This is a genomic window from Vreelandella aquamarina (genome assembly GCF_900110265.1).
Lineage (GTDB): Bacteria > Pseudomonadota > Gammaproteobacteria > Pseudomonadales > Halomonadaceae > Vreelandella > Vreelandella aquamarina.
This window is the reverse complement of sequence record NZ_FODB01000040.1, coordinates 19335-37330: the sequence shown is the minus strand read 5'-3', so window position 1 is coordinate 37330 and position 17996 is coordinate 19335. Positions and strand designations below refer to the sequence as shown.

Genomic DNA, 17996 nt, shown 5'->3' with positions numbered 1-17996 from the left:
CCGTTTTGAGCTGGCCAATGCCATTCGCGCCCTTTCCATGGATGCTGTTCAGAAGGCCAAATCCGGCCACCCTGGCGCCCCCATGGGTATGGCTGATATTGCCGAGGTGCTGTGGAATGACTACCTCAAGCACAACCCCGAAGACCCCAAGTGGGCCGATCGCGACCGGTTCGTGCTGTCGAATGGCCACGGCTCCATGCTGCTCTACTCGCTGCTGCACTTGAGCGGCTACGAACTCAGCCTGGAACAGCTGCAAAACTTCCGCCAGCTGCACTCGCCCACCGCTGGCCACCCGGAGTTCGGCTACGCTCCTGGCATCGAAACCACCACTGGCCCGCTGGGCCAAGGCTTTGCCAACGCGGTCGGTTTCGCGATTGCCGAGAAAACCCTGGCCGCGCAGTTCAACCGCCCCGGCCACACCATCGTTGACCACCACACCTGGTGCTTCTTGGGAGATGGCTGCTTGATGGAGGGTATCTCCCACGAAGCGGCGTCCCTGGCAGGCACTCAGCAGCTGGGTAAACTGATTGCTCTTTATGACGACAACGGCATCTCTATCGATGGCGAAGTCGAAGGCTGGTTTACCGACGATACGGCCAAGCGCTTTGAGTCCTACGGCTGGCACGTAGTGCCGAACGTCGACGGCCATAAGCCTGATGAGATCAAGGCGGCCATTGAGCTGGCGAAGAGCCATGACGACAAGCCAAGCCTGATCATCTGCAAAACCATTATCGGTTTTGGTGCCCCCAACAAGCAGGGCAAAGAAGAAGCTCACGGCGCACCGCTGGGTGACGAAGAAGTGGCACTGGCACGTAAGCAGTTGGGCTGGGAGCACGCGCCTTTCCATATCCCCGAGCCGATTTACTCCGCCTGGGATGCCCGCGACGCCGGTAAAACGCGCCAGCAAGAGTGGGAAGGCCGCTTCGCTCGCTACACCGAAGCCTTCCCGGAAGAAGCACGTGAATTCAAGCGCCGCATGAAAGCGCAGCTGCCCACGGAGTTGACGACTGAAGCGCTGATCGAGCAGGCCCAAGAGAAAGGCGACAGCATTGCCTCGCGTAAAGCGTCGTTTGAAGCGCTGAACGTGATTGGCCCGCAAATGCCGGAACTGCTCGGCGGCAGCGCTGACTTAGCGCCATCTAATCTGACGTTCTGGAAGGGCGCGAAAGCGATCACCCCCGACGATGCCAGCGGCAACTACCTGCACTACGGTGTGCGTGAATTCGGCATGGGCGCGGTGATGAACGGTATCGCCCTGCATGGCGGTTTTGTGCCGTATGGCGCGACCTTCCTGATCTTTATGGAGTACATGCGCAACGCCGTGCGTATGGCGGCGCTGATGGGTCAGCAGGCTATCTACGTGTTTACCCACGACTCTATTGGCCTGGGCGAAGATGGCCCGACGCACCAGCCGATTGAGCAGCTCACTAGCCTGCGCACCACGCCGAACCTCAACACGTGGCGCCCCTGTGACGCCGTGGAGACCGCCGCTTCCTGGGATGCCGCGATTAAGCGCCACTCCGGCCCGACAGCCCTGGTTCTTTCACGCCAGAACCTGCCCCACCAGCAGCGTACCAAGGCCCAGCTCGCGTCTATCCAGCGCGGTGGCTATGTGCTGAAAGATAGCGAAGGCACCCCAGAGCTGATCCTGATTGCCACGGGCTCCGAAGTCTCTCTGGCGATGGACGCCGCGGCCGAACTGGAGCAGCAGGGTAAAGCCGTGCGCGTAGTCTCCATGCCGTCCGCTTACCGTTTTAATGGTCAAGACGCTGACTACCGCGAAAGCGTGCTACCCAAAGCCGTCACCAAGCGTATTGCCATCGAAGCTGGCCATGCCGACTACTGGTACAAATACGTTGGTCTCGATGGCCGCGTGATTGGCATGACTACCTTTGGTGAGTCGGCCCCGGCTGGCGAGCTGTTCAAGCACTTCGGCTTTACCGTCGAGAACATTGTTAAACAAGCCAATGAGCTGTTTAGCTAAGTTTTAATTAATAATTATCTCATGATCAGGCTCTTCACATTACTTCTAAAATAAGAAGAGCCTAATTATTGAGGGTATAGTCAGTATGGTTGTGAGTTTGCATCCTCGTCGTCATCACGCATGCGCGCCTGACGCTCAGCTTCTTCCTCTTTGGCGTCGTCGATGACTTCCATCAGCTCATCCACGTTGGCAATGTGGCTATCAAACTCGAAGTGGCCGGTGAGTTTGCTATCGGGGTGCAGCTCGCCCGCTTCATAAAGCGCCCACATTTCCTTGCCGTAGTGAGTAGTGAGCAGCTCGGGGGCAAAGCGACCAAAATAAGCGCGCATGTTATCGACATCGCGCTCCAGCATGGCGGCGGCGCTGTTATTACCGGCCGCGTCTACCGCTTGGGGCAAGTCGATAATGACTGGGCCATCGGCATCGACCAGCACGTTGAACTCAGATAGGTCACCGTGAATCAGACCCGCGCAGAGCATTTTCACCACGTCCTGGATCACTTTGGCGTGATAGCGTAAGGCTTGCTCTTCGGTCAGGGTAACATCGTCTAAGCGCGGTGCTACATCGCCTTCGGCGTCGGTGATCATCTCCATCAGCAGCACGCCATCCACAAAGCCATAGGGCTTTGGCACACGAACATCAGCTGCGGCTAAGCGATACAGCGCATCCACCTCGGCGGTGAGCCACGCCTGCTCCTGCTCTTTCTGGCCGTAGCGGGTTTTCTTGGCCATGGCCCTCGCTCGGCGGCTGTTACGCTCTTTACGCCCTTCCTGGTATTGCACCGCTTGCTTGAAACTGCGCTGCTTGGCTTCCTTGAATACTTTGGCACAGCGTGTGTCGCCGCCGCAGCGCACCACATACACCTGCGCTTCCTTGCCGCTCATCAACTGCATCAGCACCTCATCGATCAGGCCGTCATCGACCAAGGGCTGTAATCGTTTGGGTGTTTTCATAGCTTGCTGCGAAGGCTCCTTATGATAGCGACCACGTCATTGGGATCGTTAATGGCGAATGCGTCGCACGCGGAAAGCGCGCCCTTTGAGTTTATCCCGCTCCAGCTTGGCCTGAGCTTTCTGGACAGCGCTGCGCGCCACCGCGACGTAAGCGCTTCGAGCCAACACCTTGATCTTACCCACCTGATCACCGCGCAGACCGCCTTCGCTGGTCAATGCTCCCAGAATGTCGCCAGGGCGCAGCTTATCTTTCTTGCCACCCGCCAACTGTAGCGTGGCCATGGGGGGCTCGAACGGCGAACCGTTGGTGGCTTTCGGCAGCGGCTCGGTCGCGAGCGGCTCGCCCAACAGCTCAGCGAGGCGTTCGAGTCGATAATCTTCTTGCGGTGTGACCAGGGTACAGGCGATACCGCTGGCTCCTGCGCGCCCCGTGCGGCCGACGCGATGAACGTGGACGTCCAGCTCGCGGGCGATTTGGTAATTGAAAACGGCATCTAGTTGAGCAATGTCGAGCCCGCGGGCGGCCACATCGGTGGCGACCAAAATCGATGCGCTTTGGTTGGCGAACAGCACCAATAGCCGGTCACGATCTTTTTGCTCAAGATCACCGTGCAAGGCGACGGCGCTAAATCCCGCGTCGACCAAGCTATCGGCCACGGCTTGGGTTTCTCGCTTGGTGTTACAGAACACCACGCTGGTGGTAGGCCGCGTGGCGAGCAGCAGCTCGGTCAATGCAGCAAAACGGTCGTCGTCATGAGACACACGGTAAAAGTGCTGCTCGATGGTCGTGGCATCGTGGGTCTCTGCCACCTTGACACTGACCGGGTCGCGCAGCACGCCGCGGGTCATGGCTGCCAGCCCCTCCCGCTCATCGGGAAACGTCGCGCTGAACAGCAGCGTTTGTCGGTCAGCGGGGGTATCGGCGATGATGTCGTCGATGGTGACCTGAAAGCCCATGTCCAGCATACGGTCGGCTTCGTCCAGCACCAGCACGGCCAGCGACCCAAGCGTGAGCGAGCCTTTGCGCAAGTGCTCGTCCACCCGCCCCGGCGTGCCCACCACGATATGAGCACCGTGCTCCAGCGATGCGAGCTGCGGCCCAAAGGGCGCGCCGCCACACAGTGTGAGTACTTTGACGTTGGGCATGCCCCGCGCCAGGCGTCGCAGCTCCTCGGCGACCTGATCCGCCAGTTCGCGGGTGGGGCACAGCACCAAGCCCTGTACGCTGAAGGCTTCTACACGCAGCTGTGACAACAGCGCCAAACCAAACGCGGCGGTTTTACCCGAGCCCGTTTTGGCCTGCGCCATCACATCGCGCCCCACCAGCATGGGCGGCAGGCTCTGCGCCTGAACGGGCGTCATGTCGTGATAGCCCAGAGAGTCGAGCGTGCTCAGCAGCGCGGGCGAGAGGGCAAGAGAGGCAAACGAGGTATCTGACACGAAAAATTCCTGAAGGGGGCGTGATGCCCAGCAAACCGATAATGTGAAGCACCATACCAGAAAGTGCCACCCCCTGCTTTGCCACGCGCTGATCCTGACGCGTCGTGCCTACGCAGAGAGCGCTGCGAATCGCCCTTGGCTGAGTGCGGCAAGGTCCTCCGGCGAGAGCTCGATTTCCAACCCACGTCGCCCGGCGCTCACGTATAGCGTCGACCACGCCTGCGCCGACTCATCTATAAAGGTAGGCAGGCGCTTTTTTTGGCCCAGCGGGCTCACACCGCCCAGCACGTAGCCGGTGGTACGCTCGACGACATCCGGTGCGGCCATCACAGCCTTTTTAGCGCCAGCGGCTTTGGCGATCTGCTTCAGCCCCAACTGGCTATTCACGGGGACGATACCAACGGCCAACTGCTTGCCATCCAAGCTAACGACGAGGGTTTTGAACACTTGCTCGGCCGTCACGCCAAGTTTGTCCGCCGCTTCCAGCCCATAGGACGGGGCGGCGGCATCGTGCTGATACTCATGGAGATGAAACGCAATACCTGCGTGCCTTGCGCTGTTGATTGCCGGTGTCATGGAGGTCTCTTAAGTTAAACGCGCCAGCCAGTCTGAAAACATTAGTACCCACTGCTAGGCTTAATAACGTGAGCAAGTAACGGAAGTCAACTGACAGGAGTCGCAAAATGAAAGCCACCTCCAAAGCACAGCAGAAAGCCGCCGGGGCTGCCCTCTCGGCTAAGCGCGGTGAGACCAAGCCAAGCGAGCTGTATGACGCCTCGAAAGGGATGTATGACTCGATGAGCGAAGAGGAGTTGGAAGAGATGGAGGGTACCCAGCGTAAGGGCAAACAGCGGCGCAATGGCATGTTTTTGCAACCCTCAAAAGTGCAGTATTAAGCCGACACCCGTTGTCGGTAGCGCTAGATATCACCCCCAACTGCAATAGCGTCAATAGTTTTTGATTCGGCCACTATGTAACCAGCGTAATACTCGTCACCGGACGCAGATTACGCAGTTTACAGTGCTGCTCAACGCTCTCGACGATCTCTTCCGCGTCATCGATTTGCTGCTTATCGAGCTGAATGTCGACCATCAGGAAGCTGCCTACCTGCGCAAGGCGTACATCGTCGTCGGCGATATCGAACTCCGCCACTTCTTGTACCACTTCCTGGCGCACGCTGCCGACCGGTTCGCCGAACATCAACTCGCGCAGCGCGCCTTTGACCATACGAATGGGCATGGGCAGGAAGTAACCGGCTATGATAAGAACCATCACCGGGTCCGCAAAACGCGCCAAGTGTTCCCAAGGCGAGAGGGTTAACCCCCAGGTAAGGGCAAAGCCCAGCATGACGGCGGCACTCAGCCAAGTATCCATTTGCCACTGGCGAAGCTCTGCAGCCAGTAGCGAGGACTGCGCGACCTTGGCGTAGCGGTTCAACCACCCCCAGGTGAGCAAACAGCCGCTCACGTTGACCACGCCAAACATCAGCGCCAAGTCCAGCGTGACCAAACGTCCTCCCTGCGCCAAGCTCCACAAAGCAGAGACCAGGGAGAACAGGCACACCAGCGCAATCACCACGCCTTTGAGCAGCACGGCCAGCGGCTCGACCGTCAGCCGCCCAAAGGGGTAGTGATCATCCGCAGGTTTGCGGGCCTGTTGAAGTGCAAACAGCGACAGCGATGCCAGCACTAAACTTAATAGCGAATAGCCACTATCGAAGAGTATCGTAATTGAGCCACTGGCAAGGCCTAAGGCAAGCCCGGTAAAGGCAAATAGGCTGGCAGAAATGGCGGAAAATCTAAGCGCTCGGCGCTCGGCGACAAAGGGGGTCACGCGGGTTGCTCCAATAGAGGGTGATAAAAGACCGCCATCATAATGGGTGCATTAGCGCTTCACCAATCGCTCAGCGCCAACTATATTGGCGCTCAAAGGGTTTTCACAAGGTAGTTTGCATGCGCGCAGAACAGGTACAGGCGTTTATTGATGTCACAGAACATGGGTCGTTTGCCGCCGCTGCCCGGCATACCGGCATAAAGCGCAGCACGCTGAGCGCCGCGGTGAATGCGCTGGAAGATAGTCTGGGCGTGGCGCTGTTTGAGCGCTCGGGTAACAGCCTACAGCTAACAGCGGTGGGGGAAAGCGTACTCCCCGACTGCTACCGCCTGCTAACCAGCGCCAGCCGCATCAATAAACATTGCCAGCAGCACTTGCAGGGCGTTGAGAGCCAGCTCTGCATCGCGCGGGACGATGCCCTGCCCGAAGCGTTTTGGAGACAGGTCATGCACGACCTGAAGCAGCGCTACCCGCTCACGGCCATTTCGGTATACCTGCTCCCACCTCAGGAGCACGCCCAGTTCGTGCTGCGCCAAACGGTGGATATTGCCTTTGGGCTCTACACCGCTGAAGGGGCCGCGGTGAACGCCAGCAACCTTGCCCCGGTGAGCATGAGTCTCGTGGCGGCACCTGGGCATCCACTCAGTCGCCTGCCCAACGTCACCAAAGATGATTTGGCACAGTACACCCAGGTATGCCTGACCTTCGACCAAGGCGACAAATTGGTGAGCGAGGCGCTGTTCTCCACCAACTATCTGGGCCTGACTATGTTCGAGGTGATTCGCGATGCGGTAATTAACGGGACCGGCTGGGCGCTACTGCCTTACCCGCTGGTTAAAGACGCCTTAACCAATCACACGCTGTGTGCGCTCAACCACGACCTGCTGCTGGAAAGCCACTACTACCGTTACGTGGAAGGCGAGAGCCTTGGGGTGGTCGCCACGGCGCTGCTGACCAACGTCATCCGTTTCTTGGGTACCACACGCTGAGGCCCCCTCTCAGTCGGAAAGCCGAGCACGGCGCATGAGTAACGTTGAAATTTAGCAGTGGCGAAAAAAGCGATTGCCCACCACGCTGTAAAAAAAGCCATTGAAGGAGCCCAAAGGACACGCTAGAGAACCGACACAGGCAAGTGTCATCTAAGCGTAAAGTGCGTCTGCCAGTGTCGATGTTGCCGTCAACCAAGGAGTAGTTTCCGCGATGGTACGACTCGATAAGAAAGCGACTAGGCTGTATGTCCTAGACACGAATGTCCTGATCCACGACCCGACTGCGCTCTATCATTTTGATGAGCATGATGTGGTTATCCCTATGACCGTGCTTGAAGAGCTGGACAAGCACAAAAACGGCATCCGCGAAATCGCCCGTACGGCAAGGCAAATCAGCCGCACCCTTTCCGACCTGACCAATCAGGTTACCTTCGATGAAATCCAGAAAGGCATCCCCATTCCCCGTATCAGCGGAGAATCCGGCCGCCTACACTTTTTGTGCTACAACGACTTAAAGCCTTTCGACTCGCTAGACGATAGCCTCGACAACCGAATCCTGGCAGAAACCTGCCGGTTGCGTGACGAACGCCCGGATGCGTCGGTCATTCTCATCACGAAAGACATCAATCTGCGGGTAAAAGCCGCCGCACTAAAAGTGCCGGTGGAAGACTACCTGAATGATCGCGCCTTCTCCGATAGCGATGCGATGATTGAAGGTGCCCAAGTGTACGCCTCGGCCGGGCAGGATGGCGCGTCGCTATGGGAAGCGCTCAACGTTGAAGTGACCGTCGAACGCATCGGCCACCATACCTTCTACCAACTCAGCGGCAATATGCCCCGCCACTGGCATGTCGGCATGTTGGTTTCTGATAGCGAAAACGGCGCAGAGTTCGAGGCTATTGTGCGCGAGATTTCGCCCTCCTCTGCCCGGCTTCAGCTGCTCACCAACTACCGTCACCATGCTGGTGTGTGGGGCGTCCACGCTCACGATAGCCGCCAGAACTTTACCCTCAACCTGTTGATGGACCCCGAGATTGACCTTGTCACCATTGCCGGTAACGCGGGCACCGGCAAAACGTTTATGACCCTGGCGGCGGCCTTCCAGCAGACCTTGGACGCCAAACGCTTTGAGCGTATCGTCTTCACCCGCGCGCCCATCCCTATGGGGGAGGATATTGGTTTCTTACCAGGTACCGAAGAGGAGAAGATGTCGCCGTGGATGGGGGCCTTCCACGACAATATGGATAACCTGCTGCGCAACGAAGAGGGAGAATCAAGCTGGGATAACGGTGCCACGCGGCAATTGATTGGCTCACGTGTGCAAATTCGCTCACCGAGCTTTATGCGCGGGCGCACCCTGAACGACACCTTTTTGATCATCGACGAGGCGCAAAACTTCACCCCTAAACAGCTAAAATCGCTGGTCACCCGTGCCGGGCGCAATACCAAGATTGTCTGCCTGGGCAACGTCGGGCAGATCGACACGCCCTATCTCACCGCCAACACCTGCGGCATGGCCGCCGTAGTAGAACGGTTTAGAGATTGGCCCCATGCTGGGCATATCACCTTGAAAAGCGTTGAACGCTCCCGTTTGGCACTGGCCGCCGAGGAGCTTTTGTAGCGCTCTATTCGCCTCTACCGTTAACCTTCACCGCCCAGCTCGCTGGGCGGTGGCACGATCGGTCTCTTAATCGCACGGTGGTCACTTTCTTGCGGTATTGTCACTATTCCAAGGGTTTTCGACGCCAATGGTATCGGCAGCAAACGCCTCGCGCTCGCCTAGAGGACGCGCTTCACCCACGGTGGTGTCATGACAGGTTTGGCGTTCCATTTCACTATTAAGCTCCGCACCAAACAGCACGACAAATGCTGACAACCAAAACCACAGCATCAGGGCCACCACCGCGCCTAGCGAGCCGTACAGCTCGCTAAAAGTCGAAAAGTAGCGCACGTAGAGTGACAACCCTCCCGAGCCCAGCAGCCACATCAGCGTCGCAAACAGCGTGCCGTAACTCAACCAGCGCCACTGCGGTGAGCGCCGATAGGGCGCAAAGCGATATAGCATGGCAATCAGTAAGCTCATTAGCACTAATAGTGCCGGCCAACGTAGCCACTGCAGCACTCTATCCAGCGGCGGATCAATCATTAGCCTATCCACCACAACAGGCACAACGGCAATAAAGCCGAGGGAAACAAGCGTCATCACAATGAGACCAAAGGTCAGCGAGACCAGCACCAACGCCCTATACAGCAGCGAACGCTTCTCCTGCTCGCCGTAAACGGCGTTTAAGCCAATCACCAACACCGACACCCCTTTCGAGGCGATAAACATGGCAATCAACAACCCTGCCAAGGCGGTCATCACATTGCCAGACTCAGTGCTCTCCACCACCTCTTGCGCCTGCTGATCAATCAGGTTGGCAGCATCAGGGGGCATGAAGCGGCTGATCGTATAGAGCTGCCGCCCCGCCTCGACAGGATCGAACAGTAGCCCCCACACCGAAATCACCGCCGCAATGGTCGGAAACAGCGCCAGCAGCGCGTAAAACGCCACCCCTGCGGCAAACATGGTGACCCGGTCTCGGCGCGCGGCGCGCACGACGCGCCACGCAATATCCTGCCAACCACGCTTTGGAATATCGTTGGGCACATCGGCACTTCGGCCGCGCTCACCCAATGGCTCTCTTGCTTGTTGCCCCACTACTGTCCCTCCCAAATGAGCAAAAGTGCCAGGAGAACGGCCAACGCCATCATCAAGCCTCCACCATGCTGGCGCATCCATGACTCCACTGACAGTCCGCGCAACACCCCCTTCATAACCCAACGCTCACCCTTCAGCGCCAGCGCCACGGAGGTTGTTTTACCTCTTCCACATCGCGCGGCCAGTAAGCGTGCGGCGCTCAAGCCTAGAGTGGCAAGGGAATGGTATCCCCACCACCAATCCCCGGCAGGTGGCGTTGGCACATCAAAACGGCGCAGCGCCAACAAGCCTAACGCCATGCCGACAACGCCTACCGGAAAAGGCCAAATAATGCCCAACCACTCGTTCAAGGGAGGAGCGATCACACTCCCCTCCGGTAACGGCAGCCACAGCGGTGTCATTAGCGCAGCGATCAATGCCGCTAGCCACGCCCCCCACTGAAACGAATGGCTGTTTCCTCGCTGCCGCTGCTGCCATTGTCGCCACACGCAGACCGTCACCAGCGCGGCCGTGCCCATCGCCGCCCAAGTCAATAGTGCGATAATGCGCTCCTGCTCGAACTCATAGAGCGCATGCTTCACCCCCCACTTGCTGAACATGCCTGCCGCGAGTGCGCCTGTCAGCGAAATGCCCGGTAGAGCAATCAAAAGAAACAGCAGCGAGGTGGGCCACTTGGGCATATGCTCACTCACACTGGTACCCATAAAGAGAGCGCCCTTCGCTAACGCATGGTGACCCGCAAACAAAATGATGGCAGGTAGCAAGGCCGGCCATACCGCTGGCACGACGATTCCCATACCCACTAACGCCGTTAACATGCCCATTTGGCTGATACTGGAGTAGGCCAAAATTGCTTTGGGATGCGACTGCCAAATGCCGTACAGGGCCGCACCAAATGCTGCTGCAAACCCTGCCACCAATACGACATTGCCAAACTGCATCATGGCAGGAGATAGCGACTCCATTCCCAACGGCAACACGGTCAACCAACCCAACAAGCCTGCCTTGATCATGGCGCCGCTGAGGACAGCGCTGGCGGGCGCGGGAGCCACGGGGTGCGCTAATGGTAACCAAACATGCAGCCCAATCACCCCCGCTTTCACGCCTAAACCCAGCCACAGCAATAGCGCCATCCACGCACCATGGTCTGCCGTGGCCAGGGTATCGCGCACGCCTTTGAGTGTTAACGTATCCGAGGTGCCTGCGGCCCAGAGAAAACCACCTAATATCAAACCTTCACCGATAACGGCCAGCACAAGATAGGCCTTAGCCCCCAGCTTCGCAGCCGGAGTGCCGTTATGCACTACCAGCGCATACGCAGCGAAGGTCATCAGCGCAAAGCCAAAATAAAAACTGGCAATATCCTGGGCAACTATCAGAAGAATGTTGCCCAGCAAGGTTAGCGGCCACAGTAAGGTTAAACGCTGTAAACGCCGTTGTGCCGACGCATTCCCTCCTTGTGCCTGACGCTGCTCATCGGCGAAGTAACCTCGCGCATGAAACGCCGCCATACTCCAAAGCAGAGCAGTAAAGGCTAGCCACGGTCGGCTGAGCGCATTCAGCTCCCAATACCCACCTAACATCCAAGCATCCATAGTCCACTGCACGTCACCCGCATACGCCAGCAGTAAAGCAGGCCAGGCAGCACTTACCCACAGCATCGAAATGAAATGACGCTGTTGAACAGGGACTCGGTAAGCGCACCATACGGTGCTGCCTGCCACGAAAAGCGGCCAGAGTAAGGCCACGACCAACAGCAGTGAACTCATGGCAGGTACTCCCCAACGGCTACGCGCGTTGCCCAATCCAGCGGACTAAATGGCAACCCAGCCAACAAACCAGCCCCTATACTAATGACGGCCGTCAATACCGCTGGCCACAACAGCCATCCGTGGGTTTCCAGCCGCCCTAATGACTGCTCTTTAGGCCATTGCCCCTTGCCATGGGCCGGACCCTCACGGAACCAGAGGCGATGTACGATAGGGAGAAAATAAATCGCATTCAGCGTACTGCTTGCTACTAGCACGGCCACTACCCAGTACATATCTGCCTCGATAGCGCCCATGCCTAGGTACCATTTAGTAATGAACCCAGCGGTCGGTGGCAACCCGATCATCCCTAGCGCCCCCACCGTAAACGCTAGGCTAGTCAATGGCATGCGCTTGCCTGCACCGTCCATTTCATCAAGGCGATGAATCCCCAGCTCTTCTGCATAATTGCCAGCACAAAAGAACAGCGTCACTTTCATCAGGCCTTGGTGAAGCAAATGCGCCAGCGCGCCTATCGTCCCGAAAGGGCCAAACAAGCTAACGCCTAACACCACATAGGAAACTTGGCTAATCGTCGAAAACGCCAAGCGTGGCTTTAACTCCTCTTGGGCAATCGCCCGCAGCGACCCATAAATAATGGTGATAGACGCAGCGACGGCCAGCACGGTGGTGACGCCCAACTCCACACTAAGTTCAATGCCGTATAGGTCGTATATGACACGCAAAATGCCAAACGCACCGGCTTTTACCACAGCAACGGCATGCAGCAATGCACTCACCGGCGCCGGTGCCACCATCGCCCTGGGCAGCCAGCCATGCAGCGGTACCATGGCTGCCTTCACCGCCAAGCCACCGACCAGCAGCGCAAAAATAAGGGTTAGCAAACCACGGTGATCATCCAGGTAGGGGGACAACCCTTGCTCTGACGCAAAAGAGTGATCGTTGGTTAAGCTGTATAGCAAGACAACGCCTAGCAGCAGCACAACGCCCGCCGTGAGGGTGTAACGCAAATACACTCGACCGGCCGCTAAGGCTTTTGCTGAACCCGCGTGCACCACGAGCGGGTAAGTTGAGAGTGTCAGCATTTCGTAGAAAATCAGGAAGGTAAACAAGTTTCCCGACAGGGCAATCCCTAGCGTACTGGTGACACACAGGCTGAAGAAGCCAAAGAAACGCTTCCGATTGGCCGCCCCTTCCAAGTACCCAATCGCGTAAATCGTCGTGCATAGCCACAGCAGTGACGAAAGACCCGCAAACATAACGCCGAGGGCATCCGCCCGCAGCACAAAATCAACGCCTCCCACGATTTGAAAGCTAAAGGTGTCTTCATAGCCTTCTGAAACACGCCCGACCATCACTATCACTAGGAGAATTTTAGCGACCGCCGCCAGTAAGTTGATGTACGTGCGGACACGTCGAGCCTCTTCTGGCAACGAGAAAATAATCACCGCCGCGAATAAGGAGGTTGCCAGCGTCGTCAGGGGTAACCAAGCCGCGTTCATGCACCACCTCCATGCAGCAACCCCAGCGGAAAGTGGGCGAGTAAGCCAAGCGCAAAGGCTGCTACCGCCAAACACAGAGCAACGGCATCCATGCCGGGCGCAAGCGGCTGATAATCGTGTCGCGGTGCGGTTTCATCAAACGAGTAGCGAAATACGCGAAACACGTAGGCAGCCGTCAATAGCGTGCCTGCCAGTAGGGCAGCCACGGCTAACCATTGCTGAGTCAGCACCATGGATTGAAGCAAGAGCCACTTTGCCGTAAAGCCAGCGCTGGGAGGTAGCCCCATTAACGTAACCGCTGCCATGCCAAAGATAAGTAGCGAAAGTGGCAGCCGACGACTGGTTCCTGCCAGCGCTTTCAGTGAGCTTTCACCCGTGGCAATGATCAAATTGCCTGCCGCCATAAACATGGCGGCTTTGGCTAGTGCGTGTCCCATCAAATGTAACCAAAACCCGTCCCATGCCAGCGACAAAGGCAGCGGTGCGATATTGGGACCTAATACCAGAGGAAAGGCCACCATCAAATAGCCCAACTGGCCCACAGTGGAAGAGGCAATCAACGTTTTGAGTGAATCGGCTCGCCAGGCCACCAATCCACCCCAAACAATCGCCAACATGCCCAACCAGGCCACCAAACGGGGAGCAAACAGCGTCTCCGGCAGCAAGATGCCCCAAAGCATCATTAAAATATAGAGCGAGGCCTTAATGACGAGCGCTGCATGCAGTGCACTGACCGGCGTCCAAGCATTCTCGTGTACGGGGGTTAGCCAACCATGCAAAGGGAATAGCGCCGCCTTTAAGGCAAGCCCCGCGCCTATAAGGGCTGCTGCAACCCAAGTAAGGGGCTCTGGCTCCACCCGCGCTTCAAGTGCGATTAAATCTAACGTTCCCCATTGACTCATTAATAGGGCAACGCCCAGTAAAAACGCGAGCGACCCCACCAGAGCCAAAAGGAGGTAACGCATACCGGCCTGTAGCGCCGCAGACTTACCCGATAACAGCAACATCCCCACGGCCGCGAGTCCCATTGACTCCAACGCGGCATACAGAATCAACAGATCCGCCGCCAGCCAAATCAGTGAAAGCGCACTAACGAGCAACCCCATTAATGGCCATAACCAACGGACGCTGGCATTGGGGAGCGTTAGGCGAAGATAGCCAGGGGTATAAACGGCAACGGCGGCGGCCGTCCACTGGGTAATCAAGAGCATTAGAGCACTAAGGCCACTCAAGCGCAGCGTTAGCTCGATACCCGCCACCTCCCACTGCCAACGCAGCAATCCGACCTGTTGGTAGTCCAATACCATGACCCCTCCAGCCAGTAAAATCGGCAAGCAGGCCAAGGCCACCGGCAGCAAACGAGAGGGACGAAACACGGCTCCGAGCGCACCAAACACCATCGGCAGCAGTAGGACAGCGGCGAGTGCCCAGTCCGTCATCCATAAGGGATCAAAGGTATTGTCGTACAGACCAAAGCGCCAGATCATGAAGGCGGCCTTACAGGGGCGTATTCATCGTTGAGGGCGGCGCTACCTTCCTGGTGCACTAGCTGGCGAAGGAGTAAAACCCCCAATAGCGACCCCAGCCAAGCGATGAGCAACCCCACCGTGATGAGCGCCTGGGCGCTGGGTGACGTACCCGCCATGCCTGCGAGCATCAAGAAAACGCCCGATCCAAGCACATTAAAGGCCATCAAGCGGCGCATCAGATGGTGGTGTAAAGCAAACGCCCCCATTCCCAACGATACAATGACCACAGAGGACAAAATAAGCGGATGCGCTGTCAGTGAAAGCGCCATATCAGGTAATAGAAACTGAGTCGCCACGCCTAGCATGATACTCCAGGCAATGATGAGCAGCCCCTTCGTCAAACGGTGTGGCCATTCGACGCGCGTACGATCATAACGAGGCATCCATAGCCTCTGACTGGGCAGTGTGCGTAAGACGTAAATAAAGCCACCCCCCGTGAGCGCACTCCCTAATATCACTTCCACCAAGGCCAGCCACGGGGCGTTCAGGTACCACCACGCTGTACTCATCAACAGCGCAAATAGCACCAAAAGCCAACACGCCCTTAATAGGTGGCGATCGAATAAGCACCCAATGGCGGTCATCAGTAGACAAACGGCTAACCCACTTTCAACGGTATCGATAGACGCTATCATGTGCCTCTGCCTGTCCCTTGCCGCGGTATTAATAGCAGCAGCGTACTATCAAAGGCACCGAACGCCTACTGCTCTCCCCTTAACCCAGCCGCTCGCTTAGCCATTTGCCGATATCGTTGACCTGCTGCGGACACAGTGCATGTGCCATGGGGTACTGGCGATAGTTGACGCTGTAACCCATGGCTTTTAAACGCTCAACGCCGCTACGGCCCAAGGTTTCAGGCACGATGGGGTCGAAGTTACCGTGATGAACTTCAATCGGCACCTGACGGTTCGCCTCGGCAGGCGAGATGCTGTCGGCAGTGGCAAAGTAGGTGGACATCGCCAGCAGTCCGCCTAGCGGCTGCGGAAACGACAGCGCGGCCTGATACGCCACCGCACCGCCTTGCGAGAAGCCCGCCACGATGATCCGCTGGCTATCGATACCCTGATCGATCTGCTCTTGAATCAGCGCCTGAATACGCTCGGCGGATTTTTTCAGCTGAACTTCATCAACCCGGCGGCCCAAATCCATCGCCAGAATGTCGTACCAAGCAGGCATCACCATACCGCCGTTAATAGTGACCGGCAGGCGCGGCGCATGGGGCATAATAAAACGCACATACGCGTTTTCCGGCAGTGTCAGGGCGGGTACTAGCGGCTCGAAATCATGCCCATCGGCACCTAGGCCATGAATAATAAACACACACGCATCGGCGGGTTGACCATTTTTTGGCTCAATAATCAGTTCGCCTGGGGCTGTCATGGGTTATTTCCTTACTGATATTAAAAGCGTCACCCTAGCGTAAAGCAGCGCGGGGAGCGAGACATTAACCGCTTAAAACGGCCACACCAATGGAATCAGCGTGACCGCAATCACACCGGTCAGTACGTTTAAACCACCACCAACACGTAAAAAATCACTGACTCGATAGCCACCAGGACCATGCACCATCAAGTTGGTTTGGTAGCCGATCGGGGTCAGAAAACTGGCCGAGGCAGCAAACATCACAGCCACCACAAATGGCATGGGGCTCACCCCAAGGCTCTCTGCGGCAGCCATGACCACCGGAAAAATAATCACCGCCGCGGCGTTGTTGGTCACTAGCTCCGTGAGTAGCGCCACCACGCAGTAGGTACCCATCAGCAGCAACCACGGGCTGCCCGCCACCCACGACAGCACGCTGCCTGCCATGGCATCCGCTGCACCTGACGACTGTAACGCTGCCCCCACCCCAAACGAGGCGGCAATGGTTAATAACACCTGAGTATCTAAGCCCCGCTTAGCCGCGCCCACTGTGCAGCAGCCGGTCAGCAGTGCCATCGCCGCTCCCAGCATGGCGGCATTAAGCATACTCAGAACACCAAACGAAGCCAGCAGCACCGCACCTAGCAAAATCCCCCAGGCCAGCGGAGCCTTCTCGTGGATGGGCCGCGCCGAGCCGTTTAGCTCGCTGATCAGTAAGAAATCTTTAGACTGCCGATGGCGCTCGATAAACGGCGGGCGTGCCTCTAACAGCAATACATCGGCAGGCTGCAAGCGCACTTGGCCGAGGTTCCCCGTCACGCGCTCGCCGCCGCGGCAAATCGCCAGCACGGCGGCGCCGTATAGCGTTCTAAATCGACCATCACGAATCCGCTGGCCAATAAACTGGCATTGATTGGAGACCACCGCCTCGACCAAACGGCGCTCTTTGAACTCTTTTTCTAGGCTAGAAGCGCCATCCCGAGAAGGGATCAGCCCACGAATCTGCTGAAGCTCCACAGCGGCATCCGAGGTGCCCACGAACACCAAACGATCCCCACCTTTGAGCTGCTCCCCTGGCCCAACTACGCTGACCACGTTACCGACGCGCTCGATCTCGACAAGGAACAGCTCCTGCAAGTGGCGCAGCCCCGCCTCTTCGACCGTGCGGTCGACCAGTACCCCTGCCGGGTCTACTTCCATTTCAATAGTGAACTCGCGAGGATTGGCAAAGGCTTTAGCCGTGCCGCCACGGGCGGGTAATAAACGTGGGGCAAGGAAAATAAGATAAGCCAAGCCCGCTACCGCGACCGGAATGCCTACCCACGCCAAGTCGAAAAGCCCCATGGCCAAATCAGGGTAGCGCTCGATCAGTAGCCCATGCACTACCAAGTTAGTGCTGGTACCAAATAGCGTGATAGTACCGCCTAAAATAGAGGCAAAGCTCAGCGGCATGAGCAAGCGCTGTGGGGAAAGCCGCACACGGCGGCTCCAGCTCATGACGGCGGGAATATACGTCGCCACCACCGGGGTGTTATTGAGAAAACCGCTGAGCGATGCCACAGGTAACAATAGACGTGTTAGCGCGCCGCGCTCGCTGGTTGGCCGCCCCAGCACGTAGCGAATAATAAGATCGATACCGCCCGTTTCACGAATACTGGCCACCAGCACGTACATAAACGCCACAGTAAACAGGCCACTATTAGAGAATCCACCCAACGCCTGCTGTGGGTCAATCACGCCAAGCGTCATCAGCACCACCACCGCGCCCATTAAAATGATATCTGGCCCTAGGCGTGACAACGCCATCAACGGGAAGATAGTCAGCACGACTCCTACTGCAATCCAAGCATCCAGCGACATAACCCCACATCCTTTCTCAAGCCCACTCAACTGACATAACCGAACAATATGAAGGGCATTGTGCCGCCTAGCAG

General features: G+C 57.5%; 15 protein-coding genes. 4 read left to right on the top strand and 11 right to left on the bottom strand.

The window, feature by feature from the left end:
• Positions 1–1984 (top strand): transketolase (tkt, locus tag BMY49_RS11765; RefSeq protein WP_208596194.1); only part of this gene is annotated, 1984 nt, incomplete at its 5' end.
• 80 nt (positions 1985–2064) lie between these two features.
• Here the strand turns inward: tkt and BMY49_RS11760 are convergent.
• The 3 genes from BMY49_RS11760 to ybaK all read right to left on the bottom strand — a co-directional run bounded on the left by BMY49_RS11760 (position 2065) and on the right by ybaK (position 4953).
• Positions 2065–2937 carry a PA4780 family RIO1-like protein kinase gene (locus BMY49_RS11760; RefSeq protein WP_089675653.1) on the bottom strand — a complete coding sequence of 291 codons (873 nt, stop codon included), beginning with the start codon at positions 2935–2937 and terminating at the stop codon, positions 2065–2067.
• 48 nt (positions 2938–2985) lie between these two features.
• Positions 2986–4377 (bottom strand): ATP-dependent RNA helicase DbpA, encoded by a 1392-nt coding sequence (gene dbpA, locus BMY49_RS11755; protein WP_089675652.1) that lies wholly within the window; start codon positions 4375–4377, stop codon positions 2986–2988.
• 108 nt (positions 4378–4485) lie between these two features.
• A complete protein-coding gene (ybaK, locus tag BMY49_RS11750) occupies positions 4486–4953 on the bottom strand; it encodes a Cys-tRNA(Pro) deacylase (RefSeq protein ID WP_089675651.1) in 468 nt (155 codons plus the stop codon).
• 107 nt (positions 4954–5060) lie between these two features.
• Here ybaK and BMY49_RS11745 point away from each other — a divergent pair, with 107 nt between their 5' ends.
• Entirely contained in the window at positions 5061–5273 is a 213-nt protein-coding gene (locus BMY49_RS11745) for a DUF3008 family protein (RefSeq protein WP_062375438.1), read from the top strand.
• A 73-nt stretch (positions 5274–5346) separates the two neighbouring features.
• On the opposite strand, the gene BMY49_RS11740 is transcribed toward BMY49_RS11745, so the two are convergent.
• Positions 5347–6210, bottom strand: coding sequence for a cation diffusion facilitator family transporter (locus BMY49_RS11740; protein ID WP_089675650.1), 864 nt, complete (start codon positions 6208–6210; stop codon positions 5347–5349).
• Between the two features lie 119 nt (positions 6211–6329).
• On the opposite strand from BMY49_RS11740, the gene BMY49_RS11735 reads away from it, so the two are divergent.
• Both BMY49_RS11735 and BMY49_RS11730 read left to right on the top strand, forming a co-directional pair.
• Positions 6330–7199 carry a LysR family transcriptional regulator gene (locus BMY49_RS11735; RefSeq protein ID WP_062375436.1) on the top strand — a complete coding sequence of 290 codons (870 nt, stop codon included), beginning with the start codon at positions 6330–6332 and terminating at the stop codon, positions 7197–7199.
• Positions 7200–7410: 211 nt separating this feature from the next.
• Positions 7411–8820: a PhoH family protein gene (locus tag BMY49_RS11730; RefSeq protein WP_062375433.1), complete on the top strand. Its 1410-nt coding sequence runs from the start codon at positions 7411–7413 to the stop codon at positions 8818–8820.
• Positions 8821–8901: 81 nt separating this feature from the next.
• Here the strand turns inward: BMY49_RS11730 and BMY49_RS11725 are convergent, their stop codons facing one another.
• The 7 genes from BMY49_RS11725 to BMY49_RS11695 all read right to left on the bottom strand — a co-directional run bounded on the left by BMY49_RS11725 (position 8902) and on the right by BMY49_RS11695 (position 17922).
• On the bottom strand, positions 8902–9900 hold the full coding sequence (locus BMY49_RS11725) for a YihY/virulence factor BrkB family protein (protein WP_228219347.1): 999 nt from the start codon (positions 9898–9900) through the stop codon (positions 8902–8904).
• Complete coding sequence (locus BMY49_RS11720; RefSeq protein ID WP_089675648.1) at positions 9900–11669, bottom strand: complex I subunit 5 family protein; 1770 nt, start codon at positions 11667–11669, stop codon at positions 9900–9902. Before BMY49_RS11720 ends, BMY49_RS11725 begins: the two co-directional genes overlap by 1 nt.
• Positions 11666–13171, bottom strand: coding sequence for a complex I subunit 5 family protein (locus BMY49_RS11715; RefSeq protein ID WP_089675647.1), 1506 nt, complete (start codon positions 13169–13171; stop codon positions 11666–11668). Before BMY49_RS11715 ends, BMY49_RS11720 begins: the two co-directional genes overlap by 4 nt.
• A complete protein-coding gene (locus BMY49_RS11710) occupies positions 13168–14658 on the bottom strand; it encodes a complex I subunit 5 family protein (protein ID WP_052509932.1) in 1491 nt (496 codons plus the stop codon). The genes BMY49_RS11715 and BMY49_RS11710 overlap by 4 nt, the downstream gene beginning before the upstream one ends.
• Positions 14655–15335 (bottom strand): DUF4040 domain-containing protein, encoded by a 681-nt coding sequence (locus BMY49_RS11705; protein WP_089675646.1) that lies wholly within the window; start codon positions 15333–15335, stop codon positions 14655–14657. Before BMY49_RS11705 ends, BMY49_RS11710 begins: the two co-directional genes overlap by 4 nt.
• 79 nt (positions 15336–15414) lie before the next feature.
• The gene (locus BMY49_RS11700; protein ID WP_089675645.1) at positions 15415–16080 is read right to left on the bottom strand and encodes an alpha/beta hydrolase; all 666 of its coding nucleotides are present in this window, start codon (positions 16078–16080) and stop codon (positions 15415–15417) included.
• Between the two features lie 72 nt (positions 16081–16152).
• Positions 16153–17922, bottom strand: a complete 1770-nt coding sequence (locus tag BMY49_RS11695; protein ID WP_089675644.1) for an SLC13 family permease — start codon at positions 17920–17922, stop codon at positions 16153–16155.
• Between the last annotated feature and the right edge of the window lie 74 nt (positions 17923–17996).

Coding starts and splice junctions, on each gene's coding strand:
- BMY49_RS11760 (WP_089675653.1), bottom strand. CDS start 2,937: ATGAAAACACCCAAACGATTACAGCCCTTGGTCGATGACGGCCTGATC.
- ybaK (WP_089675651.1), bottom strand. CDS start 4,953: ATGACACCGGCAATCAACAGCGCAAGGCACGCAGGTATTGCGTTTCAT.
- BMY49_RS11745 (WP_062375438.1), top strand. CDS start 5,061: ATGAAAGCCACCTCCAAAGCACAGCAGAAAGCCGCCGGGGCTGCCCTC.
- BMY49_RS11735 (WP_062375436.1), top strand. CDS start 6,330: ATGCGCGCAGAACAGGTACAGGCGTTTATTGATGTCACAGAACATGGG.
- BMY49_RS11730 (WP_062375433.1), top strand. CDS start 7,411: ATGGTACGACTCGATAAGAAAGCGACTAGGCTGTATGTCCTAGACACG.
- BMY49_RS11720 (WP_089675648.1), bottom strand. CDS start 11,669: ATGAGTTCACTGCTGTTGGTCGTGGCCTTACTCTGGCCGCTTTTCGTG.
- BMY49_RS11715 (WP_089675647.1), bottom strand. CDS start 13,171: ATGAACGCGGCTTGGTTACCCCTGACGACGCTGGCAACCTCCTTATTC.
- BMY49_RS11710 (WP_052509932.1), bottom strand. CDS start 14,658: ATGATCTGGCGCTTTGGTCTGTACGACAATACCTTTGATCCCTTATGG.
- BMY49_RS11705 (WP_089675646.1), bottom strand. CDS start 15,335: ATGATAGCGTCTATCGATACCGTTGAAAGTGGGTTAGCCGTTTGTCTA.
- BMY49_RS11700 (WP_089675645.1), bottom strand. CDS start 16,080: ATGACAGCCCCAGGCGAACTGATTATTGAGCCAAAAAATGGTCAACCC.
- BMY49_RS11695 (WP_089675644.1), bottom strand. CDS start 17,922: ATGTCGCTGGATGCTTGGATTGCAGTAGGAGTCGTGCTGACTATCTTC.